This is a genomic window from Streptomyces roseochromogenus subsp. oscitans DS 12.976, from assembly GCF_000497445.1.
Lineage (GTDB): Bacteria > Actinomycetota > Actinomycetes > Streptomycetales > Streptomycetaceae > Streptomyces > Streptomyces oscitans.
Genome location: NZ_CM002285.1, coordinates 4,499,189 through 4,510,715, shown reverse-complemented (window position 1 = coordinate 4,510,715; position 11,527 = coordinate 4,499,189). Strand labels below are relative to the sequence as shown.

Sequence of the window (11,527 nt, the reverse complement as noted above, 5' to 3'; positions counted from 1 at the left end):
CCCGCTGCCGGTCCCGGAGCTGCTGGCCCGGATCGCCGCACGGGTGTCGGCGCGCGGCACCGCGCTGTGGAACTGATCTAGGGTTCAGGTGTCGGAGCGGTATCGGTATCGGCATTGGTATTGGTGTTGTACGACGAAGGAGTCCGCGTGACCGGTCAGCCCATCCCCGTGATCATCGACTGCGACACCGGCGTCGACGACGCCCTCGCCCTGCTCCTCGCCGTGCGTCACCCCGGCCTCGATCTGCGGGCGGTGACCTGCGTGGCCGGGAACACGGACGTCGACGGCGTGGTCCGCAACACCCTGACCGTGCTGGAGCAGGCGGGCGCCCCGGAGATCCCGGTGGGCCGGGGTGCCGAACGCCCGCTGCTCGAACCGGCCCGCGCGGCGCAGCATGTGCACGGCGCCGACGGGATGGGTGACCTGGGGCTGCCCGCGCCGAAGCGGACCGCGTCCGAGCTGGACGCCGTGGCCCTGTTGCGCCGCGAGATCCTGGCATCCCCGCGCCCGGTCACGCTGATCCCCACCGCGCCGCTCACGAACATCGCCCTGCTGCTGCGCACCCATCCGGAGGTGACCCGCAACATCGAGCGGATCGTCTTCATGGGCGGCGCGGTCGCCATCGGGAACGCCACGCCGGTCGCCGAGTTCAACGTCTGGCACGACCCGGAGGCGGCGGCGATCCTGCTCACGGCCGGTGTGCCGATCACGATGTACGGCCTCGACGTGTTCGTGCAGGTCGTCGTGGAGGCCAGGGACGTCCACCGGCTGCGCGCCAGCAGCGACCCCGGCACCCGCCTGGCCGGCGAACTCCTCGCGCACCGGCCGGCCGCGGTGGGCGAGGAGCCGGAGGCGGAGGAGGCGGGCGGCCTCGGGGACGCCGGTGCGGTGTGCGCGGTCGCCGACCCGCAGGGCATCACCTCGCGCCTGCTGCCGGTCGAGGTCTCCCTCGCCCCCGGCCCCGGCCGGGGCCAGACGATCGTCGACCGCCGCCCGCGTCCCGGCGAGTCCGAGATCCACGAGGGCCGACGCGAACAGGCCCTGGTGGACGTGGCCTTGGAGGTCGACGCGAACCGCTACGTCAAGCTCTACCTGGACACGGTGGAGCGCCCTTAGCGCAGCTCAGGGCCTGACCGGCGGATCATGTCGCGGACGCGGGGGCCGGCACGCCGATCCGCGCCGCTGTCGTCGGCCGCCGACAGTCCCCACGCTCGAACACCCTCGCGCGGGGGCCCCATCGCCCCTGCTCACCCGCGCTGATGAGGCGCCGTCGCCTTCCTGTGACCTGACCCGCCGGACAGGCCTCCAGGCGCGGTCGTCAAACTCCCTCCCCCACTGCCTCAAGGGCGTGGGAAGTGCCCCAGCCCGGCGACGCCTGGCACGCACTCCCCCCGGAGGGGGCACCCCCAGCCGCGTTGTCGTCGGCCGCCGACGCTCCCTCACGCCCGGCGCTGCTCGCGCGGGGGCCCCATCGCCGCCGCAGGGCCCGTCCTCCGGGCGGACGACGGGAGTCTGACGACAGGGCCTAGCTCGCGGTCGGTGCCGGGCTCGCCCCCGGCGAAGCGCCGCTGCCGCCCCCGGTGAGGCCGTTGATGTCAGCGGGCGTGGATGTCGCGTTGGGCGGCGGCGTGAGCACCACCTGCGGCTGGCCCGCCGGAGGCGGTGGTGGGGTCAGGTCGGAGTCGGGGAGCTTCGGCGGGGTCGTCTGGTTGAACAGGGTCTGGTCGAAGTCGACCAGACCGGTCGCCTCCATCACCTTGATGTGGTCCAGGACCGTGTCGTTGGCCTGGTCGGCGAGGGCCCGCACCAGCGAGTTCTTCGTGGTGGAGCGGATCTTCGCCACCGTGTTGAAGATCGAGCCGTGTGTCATCCGCAGGATGTTGGCGAAGTCGGTGTCGAACTTCTTGCCGCTCTCCGATTTCAACTGGCCGACGAATCCTTGCTGTTGGGGGCTCGGCAGGTTGGGCAGCGTGATGTTCAGCAGCGGCGCGATCTTGCGGCAGGTGGTGTCCAGCGCCGCGTGCCCGTCGACCAGGTGCTGGCTCGCCGTGATCACCGCCTTCGTCGTGCCCTTCTGCAGCCCGATCTGCCCCACCGGGTACTCCCACAGGCCGGCCGCGCGCACCTTCACCACGAAGTCCCGGTCCTGCTCGGTGAGCGGCCCCCACTGGGTGTTGGCGATCACGCGGTCCTGGGCGGTGGTGACCTTGGTCAGCCCGAGCATGGTCGGGTAGGCCAGGGACACGAGGGTCACGGCCATCGCACCGCCCACGAAGAGCGTTCCCGTCGCGTTCCGCGAAAAGCGCAGCACCGTGCCTCCTGCCCGGTAGGGGAGCCGCCCGCATGACGGCGTGGGGCGGTTCGGACACACAGCAGTACGGATGCGGAAGACGTTCGTATCTGTGCGGTAGGTAAAGAAGAGTTGACCATTCCTCGGGAGAGACGAGGGGAAACGCTGCCCTAGATTCACCGCATGCCCCCACAGCCGCCCCCCAGGATGCCCGCGGCACTGCCCGTGCTGCCCTACCGCAAGCCCACCAAGGGCCGCGACTACTGGGTCTTCGACGACGCCCTGCCCGACGTCGACGCCGTACGGGAGCGGTGTCTGGCCAAGGACGACTGGGTCGAGGGGTACCCGTACACCTCCGAGACCTGGCCCGGGCTGCGGGCCATGCCCGGACTGGAGCCCGGTGAACTCGCTGTCATCGAGCGGCTGGTGAAGCAGGCCACCGGCGCTAAGGAGCTGTGGGTGCAGCAGGCGCCCGGCGGTGGCACCCTGAACCACAACTGCGTCCAGGTGGTCGGCGAGGGCGAGAGCGAGCCCCGCCCGCACACCGACTCCCGCGCGCTGTGCCGGTACGCGGCCGTGCTGTATCTCAACCCGAACGTCCCCAAGGACTGCGGCACCGCCTTCTACCGCCAGTCACTGCCCGGCGGCCGGCTCGGCGGCAACATCGTCCAGGCCCCGCACAACAACCTCGTCGAGGCCCTGGGCACCCGGTTCGTGCCGGGCAACCACTTCGAGGACGACGTCCGCGTCCCGCACAAGTACAACCGCCTCCTCCTCTACAACGCCAACCTCGTGCACAGCGCCACCGGTTACCACGGGAAGACGCTGGAGGAGAAGCGGATGACGGCGGTCTTCTTCTGGATGGCGTGACCCCGCCGACCGCATCGAGCAGCCCCGGGCAACCTCAAGCAACCCCAGGCAACGCCCCTCACAGGATCAGCAGCAGCGTGGCCAGCGCGGTGCAGCCGGCGCACACCGCGAGGGCCAGGCCGACGCAGCGGCGCCGCAGGTCCCGGTAACGCTGCTCGTACTCGGCGCGCAGGGAGACACAACGGGCCGCGACGCGTTCCAGGTCCCCCCGGGCTCGGTGCAGGCTGTCGGCGACGTACCGGCGCTCGACGGCCTCGCGCTGCGCGGTCGTCAGCCATTCCAGGGGCGCGGCGAACTCCCGCGCACGCTGCTCCGCCTCGGCGATCCGGGCCCGCCAGAGCAGGTATCCCTCCACCTCGTTGGCGAGGGCGCCGTCGGTGCCCCGCCTCGGCGGACCGTTCACTCCTGCCCTCGGTCGGTCCGCGCCGGGACGTGGACCTCGTGCTCCAGCATCGCGATGTCCGGGTGGTGCAGGTCGAACGCCGGCGACTCGCTGCGGATCCGGGGCAGGGTGACGAAGTTGTGCCGCGGCGGCGGGCAGGAGGTCGCCCACTCCAGCGAACGGCCGTAGCCCCATGGGTCGTCCATGCCCACCTCCTTGCCGTACCTGGCCGTCTTCCACACGTTGTAGAGGAACGGCAGCATCGACAGACCGAGCAGGAACGAGCCGATCGTGGAGACCGTGTTCAGGACGGTGAAGCCGTCGGCGGCCAGATAGTCGGCGTAGCGGCGGGGCATGCCCTCGGCGCCCAGCCAGTGCTGGACCAGAAACGTGGTGTGGAAGCCGATGAAGAGGGTCCAGAAGGTGATCTTGCCGAGGCGTTCGTCGAGCATCTTGCCGGTCCACTTCGGCCACCAGAAGTGGAATCCCGCGAACATCGCGAAGACGACCGTGCCGAAGACCACGTAGTGGAAGTGGGCGACGACGAAGTACGAGTCGGAGACGTGGAAGTCCATCGGCGGGGAGGCCAGGACGACACCGGTCAGACCGCCGAAGAGGAACGTCACGAGGAAGCCCGCGGACCACAGCAGCGGTGTCTCGAAGGAGAGACTGCCCTTCCACATCGTGCCGATCCAGTTGAAGAACTTCACACCGGTCGGTACGGCGATCAGGAAGGTCATGAAGGAGAAGAACGGCAGCAGCACACCGCCGGTGACGTACATGTGGTGCGCCCACACGGTGATGGACAGTCCGGCGATGGAGATCGTCGCGGCGATCAGGCCCATGTAGCCGAACATCGGCTTTCGGGAGAACACCGGGATGATCTCGGAGACGATGCCGAAGAACGGCAACGCGATGATGTACACCTCCGGATGGCCGAAGAACCAGAAGAGGTGTTGCCAGAGCAGGGATCCGCCGTTGGCCGCGTCGAAGACATGGGCGCCGAACTGCCGGTCCGCCTCCAGCGCGAGCAGCGCGGCGGCCAGCACCGGGAAGGCCAGCAGCACCAGCACACCGGTGAGCAGCACGTTCCACACGAAGATCGGCATGCGGAACATGGTCAGACCGGGCGCGCGCATGCAGATGATCGTGGTGATGAAGTTGACGGAGCCGAGGATGGTGCCGAAGCCGGAGAAGGCCAGCCCCATGATCCACAGGTCGCCGCCCGGACCTGGTGAGCGGACCGCGTCCGTCAGCGGCGAGTAGGCGAACCAGCCGAAGTCGGCCGCGCCGTCCGGGGTGAGGAAGCCGCCCACGGCGATGAGCGAGCCGAACAGGTACAGCCAGTAGGCGAACATGTTCAGCCGCGGGAACGCCACGTCGGGCGCGCCGATCTGCAGCGGCATGATCCAGTTCGTGAAGCCGGCGAACAGCGGCGTCGCGAACATCAGCAGCATGACCGTGCCGTGCATCGTGAACAGCTGGTTGAACTGCTCGTTCGAGACGATCTGCAGGCCCGGCCGGCCCAGCTCGGCGCGCATGATCAGGGCCATCACGCCGCCGATCAGGAAGAACGCGAAGGACGTCGCCAGATACAGCGTGCCGATCGTCTTGTGGTCGGTGGTCGTCATCCACTTGACCACGACACTGCCCGGCTGCCTGCCCCTGACCGGCACCTCGCTCTCGTACGTGTCCTCGGGCGCGGCGGCACCATGGGGTTCGTTGAGGATGCTCACATGTGCATCCTTGTTGCGGGACGGCGCACGCGAAGCCCTGAGCGGCCGGGGCGCGGCCGATCGCATGACGGATGCACACGGATGGCGCAACCGTGTCCCTTCGTGGGCTGAGCGGCTACCAGTTCGCGTCGGTGAGTCGTATGCCTGGTGCCGGCGCGCGGTGGGCTAGCGGCTGAGCCAAGGGTGCGGTACGGATGCTGGGCATGAGCAGTATCGCCATCGTGGGTGCCGGACCGGGGCTCGGGGCCGCTGTCGCGCGGCGGTTCGGGCGGGAGGGGTTCGCGGTCGCTCTCTTCGCCCGGGACGTGGGGCGGCTCGACGCGCTGGTGCGGGACCTCGGCGAGGCCGGGGTCAGGGCCCAGGGGCTCGGCGTGGACGTGCGCAGGCCGGAGGAGCTGGCCGGGGCGCTGGCGCGGGCGGCCGAGGAGCTGGGGACCGTCGAGGTGCTGCAGTACAGCCCGGTGCCGCACCGGGACTTCATGCGGCCCGTGCTGGAGACCGGCCACCGCGATCTCGTCGGGCCCATCGAGTTCTCCGTGTACGGGCCGGTCGCCGCCGTGCAGCAGGTGCTGCCGGGGATGCGGCGGCTGGGGCGCGGCACGATCCTGTTCGTCAACGGCGGGACCGCCGCCGTACCGCAGACCGAGCGGGCGGGGACGTCCATCGCGTTCGCCGCGGAGAGCGCGTACGGGCATCTGCTGCACGAGCGGCTCGCGGGCGAGGGGATCCATGTCGCCCAGCTGGTGATCCCCGGGGCGATCACTCCGGGGCACCCGCGCAAGGATCCGGCTGTGCTGGCGGAGACGCTGTGGGGGCTGCACCGGGACCGGCACGGATTCCGGCACTTCGCCGACGATCTCGACAGCTGCTGAGCCGGCCGGGCCGATGACCCGGTGGGCTGACTGGGCACTGTCAACCTGCGGGGTGGGGGTTTGTGGGCCAAGATGGTGATGTTGGCCGTATCGCTCTCGTCAAGGGGGCCTGGAATGGCTGTCGAAATCCCCGCGATCATCAAGCCGGCCCGGCTCAGAAGCCGGGGAGGGTTGCTGGGCGAGTGCCTCGCCGAGTTCCTCGGGACCTTCGTGCTCATCGCCTTCGGCGCCGGCGTGGTCGCGATGGCGGTCGCCGCGCTGCCCGGTTCGGGCCGTGCCCAGACCCCCACCACGATCTTCCTCGCGGCCGGCGACTGGCTGCTGATCACCTGGGGCTGGGCGATGGCCGTCGTCTTCGGCGTGTACGTGGCCGGCGGCGTCAGCGGCGCCCACATCAACCCGGCGGTGACCCTGGCCATGGCCGTGCGCCGCGGGTTCTCCTGGGCCAAGGTGCTGCCGTACTGGTTCTCGCAGGTCGCCGGCGCACTCACCGGCGCGGCGCTGGTCTACCTCGTCTATCACGACGCGATCCACGCCTACGACCACGCGGCGCCGGGACCGAAGGTGAACGGCCATACGAACGCCACCTTCTCCATCTTCGCCACCTTCCCGGCGGCGTACTTCCACGGCGGCTACTGGGGACCGCTGGTCGACCAGATCGTCGGTACGGCCTTCCTGCTCATGCTGATCGCCGCCGTCCTCGATGTGCGCAACCAGGCCGTGCAGGCCAACCTCGGGCCGCTGGTCGTGGGCTTCGTCGTCGCCGCGATCGGCATGTCCTACGGCGCCAACGCGGGCTATGCCATCAACCCGGCCCGTGACTTCGGGCCGCGCCTGTTCACCTATGCGGCGGGCTGGAACAGTCTGGCCTTCCCGGGCAGCGTGTCCGGTTCGTTCAGCGGCTACTGGTGGATCCCGATCGTCGGGCCGCTGATCGGCGGCGTGATCGGGATCGTGGTGTACGACCTCTTCATCGGTGACGTCCTGCTCGTCCGGTCGCAGTTGCAGGAGCCGCCGGAGCCGGGGCGGTCGGCTCCGGTGCGCACCACCGACGAGGAGCAGCCGGGCGGGTGAGGATCCGACAGGTGTGGGCCCGTCAGGTCCCGGTTGTGTCCGGTTCCTGTGCGCCGGCGCCCGCGGCCCGGCGGGCCGTCGCCGCGATCTCCTCAAGTGCCGCCAGATGGCGGGCCAGTGCCCTGCGGCCGCCGAGGGTGAGGGCGGCCCAGGTGCGCGGACGCTTGCCGAGGTAGCCCTTGCGGATGCTGACGTAGCCCGTCTTCTCCAGTGCGGAGAGGGTCTTGCTCAGCGTGGAGTCGGAGACCTCGCAGTAGTCCCGCAGGACGGCGAACTCCGCCTCGCCGCACGCCGAGAGGTAGGCGGCGAGGGCCAGCCGGGTCGGGTGGTGGAGTTCGCGGTCGAGAGCGGGGGGCGCGCCGCCCGTGGAGCCTGTCATGCGGTTCCCGCCTGCCAGGTCGCGCGCAGGATGTAGTCCGCGCCGTGGGTCAGGCCGAAGGCGATGAGCCAGCCGGTCGTGCCGTAAGCGATCGCGGCCGGGATGCTGATGGCCAGGGGGATGAAGGGCACCACCCAGGCATGCCAGGCGGGGCGGCCGGGCTCGCGGTCCCGGCGGATCCAGCGGGTCACTCCGCCATGGTGCGCGCCGAGCCACATCAGGACGAAGAAGCCGGTCAGGCTCACCACGGCGGCGGCCATCAGCCAGATTCCCCAGCGCGGCACCCGGTCGGCCGTGCCCAGTGCGATGAAGCCGACCGCGAAGGTCAGACCCTGTCCGATGGCGTAACCGTGGGGCCTGTGGCGCTCGCTCGCCTTGCGCGCCGCGACCTGTGCGGCGCAGGCGGCGGCGAGCGCGTCCCGCGCCTGCCGGGCGTCCATCGGGTCCCCCGTGCTGTCCATGCGTGTACCTCCGGTGTGGGGAGGGGCGGCTGGTCGGCCGCCCTTCGTGCATACCTTCAGCATGGACAGTACTTTCCAAAACGGCAAGTACTTGCCGGTCCAGCTCGTCGCCGGTTGTCTCCCCGGGCGGCCGCGGTTATCTCTCCGGGCGGCAGGAGATGGAGGTCGGGGTCACGTTCCGGCAGGTGATCCCGCTCCCGGGGCCGATGAGACGTGCGAGGCGCGGTGCGATGTCCCTCTCGCAGTTCAAGCCCGGGTCGTCATCCGGGTCGTCGTTCGCTTCCTTGCAGACCCTGCCGATGACGGTGCCGCTGTCGACCTTCGGGCCGGGCGGAGGCGCGTCTGCGGAAGCCGACGGGGCGAGGAGGCCCACGCCGAGCACCGGCGCGGTGAGCAGTGCTGCGACCTGGGCGCGGGTCGGCCTCAGGATCCGTCGCGACATGACTGTCCTTTCGACTGGTTCATGCGAATGTCATGCGAAGCAATGCCATGATCAACGGCAGCGACGTCGTGCGGAGGCGGACACGCTCGGTGCGTTCGCGTGAACTCACAAGGGGCGGTGGGGCCAGTCCAGGAGGCGGGCGCCGATCACGGCCGTCTGGAGGATGTAGCGGTGCGCCGGGTCGGCCGGGTCGGCGTCGGTGAGCTTGTGGATGCGCTCCAGGCGGTAGGTGAGCGCGCGCACGCTGAGCGAGAGCCGGCGGGCGGCCTCGGCGGCCACACAGCCGGAGTCGAAGTACGCGGCGAGGGTGTCCAGCAGCGGACCGGCGCCGCCGCGGGCCGCGGTGAGCGGGCCGAGGGTGTGCGCGACCAGGTCGACCAGCGCCTGCCGGTCCCGGGCCAGCACCGGGTAGACGAGCAGGTCGGCGGCGCGCAGCACCGGCCCGGCCAGACCGAGCCGGTCCGCCATCTCCAGCGCGGCGAGGGCCTCCTCGTACGACTGCACGACCCCGCCCGCACCGTGCTGGGCGCGGCCGATGGCGACCCGCAGCGCTGTGCCGGCGGCACCCGTCGCCGCGTACACCTGCTTGGCGAAGTGCAGCAGGATCTCGTCCTCGTCACCGGGCGCGATGCACAGCAGCCGGCCGTTCTTGGTGGTGAGCAGCGTGTTGTGGGAGTCGAAGCGGGCGAGTACGGCGGCCTCGACACGGCGGGCGACCGGGCCGCCCTCGGCGTAGGCGGACGGGCCCTCGGCGACGGCCACCGCGTACGCCCGGGAGAGCGTGAGGCCGAAGCGTTCGGCGCGCTCGGCGAGCCGGCCCAGATCGCTGCGGCCGTAGAGCAGATCGTCGATGAACTCCCGGCGCGCGGCCTCCTCGCGGCGCACGGTGAGCCGTTGCGCGCGTTCGTAGCCCTCGGCGAACGCGTCGATGGCCTGCTCCACGGCGGCCAGCGTGGCCAGGCTGCTCTCGGCCGAGCCGCCCGCGGCCGGCCAGGCGGCACGGGTGGCGGCCAGATGGGCGACGACCAGCGCGCGCAGTCCGTGCCCGGCGTCGGCGGCCTGCTCGCCGAGCGTCCGCCGGATCTTCAGTTCCTCCCTGGTCAGCCGCCGGCCGGTGGCAGCGGCCTCGGCCAGCGTCCGGGCGAAGCCGTCCAGATAGCGCTCGGGCAGCTCATGTCTGTCGTGCTGATCCCCCATACCGGCCCCGCTCCCCCGTGAACATCCGCCGTGATCTTGACGCGCCGGTGACGGTTTGTTAGCGCGTGTCCGGCACAAAGACCCTAGTGAACACTGCCGGAAACCGGCAATGCGTGGGCGCGCACCCCTGCCGCACCATCCTCTGCGGGGAGCACTACGGAGGGTCGCGGTGCCGGGCACCGGCAGAGGACCGACGGGGACGACCGGCACGGGGGTCCGGTACGGAGGACCGGCACGGGGCCGGGTCGGAGGTCCGGCACCGCGATCCCAGGGGGCTCCGTTCCTCATCGTCTGACGCAAGGACGTGTGTCATGGAAGTCCTCGGCGTGCTCGTCGCCGTGTGTCTCGTCGTCGTACTGCTCGCGCTGTTCGGGTTCTCGCGGCTGTACCGCAAGGTGGACCAGAGCCAGGCTCTGATCGTGTCGAAGACCCGGCGGGTCGATGTGTCCTTCACCGGGCAGGTCGTGCTGCCGATCCTGCACAAGGCCGAGGTGATGGACATCTCGGTGAAGACGATCGAGATCAGCCGCTCCGGCCGGGACGGGCTGATCTGCCGGGACAATATCCGCGCCGACATCCGGATCCTGTTCTTCGTGAAGGTCAACAAGACCGTCGAGGACGTCATCAAGGTCGCTCAGACCGTCGGCACCGAGCGCGCCAGCCACCAGGACACGCTCCAGGAGCTGTTCCACGCGAAGTTCTCCGAGGCGCTGAAGACCGTCGGCAAGCAGCTGGACTTCACCGACCTCTACACCAAGCGCGAGGAACTCCGGTACCACGTCATCGAGTTGATCGGCATCGACCTCAACGGCTACCACCTTGAGGACGCCGCGATCGACTACCTGGAGCAGACCCCGCTCACCCAGCTCGACCCGGCCAACGTCCTCGACGCGCAGGGCATCCGGAAGATCACCGAGCTGACGGCCGTCGAGCACGTGCGCACCAACGAGGCCAAGCGCAACGAGCAGAAGGAGATCACCCGCCAGGACGTCGACGCCCGCGAGGCCATCCTGGAGCTGGAGCGGCGGCAGAAGGACGCCGAGATCAAGCAGAAGCGGGAGATCGAGACCTCCCGGGCCCGCGAGGAGGCCGAGACCGCCCGTGTGGTGGAGGAGGAACGGCTGCGCGCCCAGGGCGCCTTCCTGCGTACCGAGGAACAGCTCGGCGTACAGCGTGAGAACCAGGCCCGGGAGATCGCCGTGGCCGCGAAGAACCGCGAACGCGTCATAGCCGTGGAGAACGAACGCATCGAGAAGGACCGGCTGCTCGAAGTCATCGCCCGGGAACGGGAGACCCAACTCACCCGGATCTCCGCCGACAAGGAGGTCGAGGCGGAGAAACGGGAGATCGCCGAGGTCGTCCGGGAGCGGGTCGCGGTGGACCGTACGGTCGCCGAGCAGGAGGAGTCCATCAAGAAGCTGCGCGTCGTCGAGGAGGCGGAGCGCGAGCGGCAGGCCCTCGTCATCGCCGCCGAGGCCGAGGCGCAGGAGAAGCTGGTCAAGGACATCAAGGCCGCGGAAGCCGCGGAGCAGGCGGCCACGCACCGCGCCGCGGAGGAACTGACCCTGGCCGAGGCCCGGTTGAAGACGGCCGACCTCGACGCCCGGGCCAAGCTGCGGCTCGCCGAGGGCGTCCAGGCCGAGGCCGCCGCCGAGGGCCTCGCCGCCGTCCAGGTCCGCGACAAGGAGGCCGAGGTCACCGTCAAGGCCGGCCGCGCGGAGGCGGAGGCCACGGAGGCCCGGCTGCGCGCGGAAGCGGAGGGCACCCAGGCGAAGGCGCTGGCCGAGGCCGAGGGGGCGCGGGCGAAGGGCCTCGCGGAGGCCG

12 protein-coding genes are annotated in these 11,527 nt (G+C 70.6%); 5 read left to right on the top strand and 7 right to left on the bottom strand.

Annotation, left to right across the window (positions count from 1 at the left end):
- The first annotated feature begins 147 nt into the window (after positions 1-147).
- Entirely contained in the window at positions 148-1,116 is a 969-nt protein-coding gene (locus tag M878_RS69110; protein WP_023548152.1) for a nucleoside hydrolase, read from the top strand.
- 409 nt (positions 1,117-1,525) lie between these two features.
- Here the strand turns inward: M878_RS69110 and M878_RS69105 are convergent, their stop codons facing one another.
- Entirely contained in the window at positions 1,526-2,272 is a 747-nt protein-coding gene (locus M878_RS69105; RefSeq protein ID WP_031225300.1) for a DUF4142 domain-containing protein, read from the bottom strand.
- A gap of 201 nt (positions 2,273-2,473) precedes the next feature.
- Between M878_RS69105 and M878_RS69100 the strand changes: the two genes are divergently transcribed.
- A complete protein-coding gene (locus M878_RS69100; protein ID WP_031225299.1) occupies positions 2,474-3,160 on the top strand; it encodes a DUF6445 family protein in 687 nt (228 codons plus the stop codon).
- Positions 3,161-3,218: 58 nt separating this feature from the next.
- On the opposite strand, the gene M878_RS69095 is transcribed toward M878_RS69100, so the two are convergent.
- Both M878_RS69095 and ctaD read right to left on the bottom strand, forming a co-directional pair.
- Positions 3,219-3,563 (bottom strand): hypothetical protein, encoded by a 345-nt coding sequence (locus M878_RS69095; protein WP_023548146.1) that lies wholly within the window; start codon positions 3,561-3,563, stop codon positions 3,219-3,221.
- Positions 3,560-5,278 (bottom strand): aa3-type cytochrome oxidase subunit I, encoded by a 1,719-nt coding sequence (gene ctaD, locus M878_RS69090; protein ID WP_023548145.1) that lies wholly within the window; start codon positions 5,276-5,278, stop codon positions 3,560-3,562. The genes M878_RS69095 and ctaD overlap by 4 nt, the downstream gene beginning before the upstream one ends.
- A gap of 203 nt (positions 5,279-5,481) precedes the next feature.
- Between ctaD and M878_RS69085 the strand changes: the two genes are divergently transcribed.
- On the top strand, positions 5,482-6,150 hold the full coding sequence (locus M878_RS69085) for an SDR family NAD(P)-dependent oxidoreductase (protein WP_031225298.1): 669 nt from the start codon (positions 5,482-5,484) through the stop codon (positions 6,148-6,150).
- 114 nt (positions 6,151-6,264) lie between these two features.
- Entirely contained in the window at positions 6,265-7,224 is a 960-nt protein-coding gene (locus tag M878_RS69080; RefSeq protein ID WP_023548141.1) for an MIP/aquaporin family protein, read from the top strand.
- A 22-nt stretch (positions 7,225-7,246) separates the two neighbouring features.
- On the opposite strand, the gene M878_RS69075 is transcribed toward M878_RS69080, so the two are convergent.
- From M878_RS69075 to M878_RS69060, 4 genes are all read right to left on the bottom strand, one after another.
- Positions 7,247-7,603: a winged helix-turn-helix domain-containing protein gene (locus M878_RS69075; protein ID WP_023548140.1), complete on the bottom strand. Its 357-nt coding sequence runs from the start codon at positions 7,601-7,603 to the stop codon at positions 7,247-7,249.
- On the bottom strand, positions 7,600-8,064 hold the full coding sequence (locus tag M878_RS69070; RefSeq protein WP_023548138.1) for a hypothetical protein: 465 nt from the start codon (positions 8,062-8,064) through the stop codon (positions 7,600-7,602). Before M878_RS69070 ends, M878_RS69075 begins: the two co-directional genes overlap by 4 nt.
- Positions 8,065-8,200: 136 nt before the next feature.
- Entirely contained in the window at positions 8,201-8,506 is a 306-nt protein-coding gene (locus M878_RS69065; protein ID WP_023548136.1) for a hypothetical protein, read from the bottom strand.
- Between the two features lie 105 nt (positions 8,507-8,611).
- Positions 8,612-9,703, bottom strand: a complete 1,092-nt coding sequence (locus M878_RS69060) for a PucR family transcriptional regulator (RefSeq protein WP_023548134.1) — start codon at positions 9,701-9,703, stop codon at positions 8,612-8,614.
- Positions 9,704-10,014: 311 nt separating this feature from the next.
- Here M878_RS69060 and M878_RS69055 point away from each other — a divergent pair.
- Positions 10,015-11,527 (top strand): flotillin family protein (locus M878_RS69055; protein ID WP_023548133.1); only part of this gene is annotated, 1,513 nt, incomplete at its 3' end.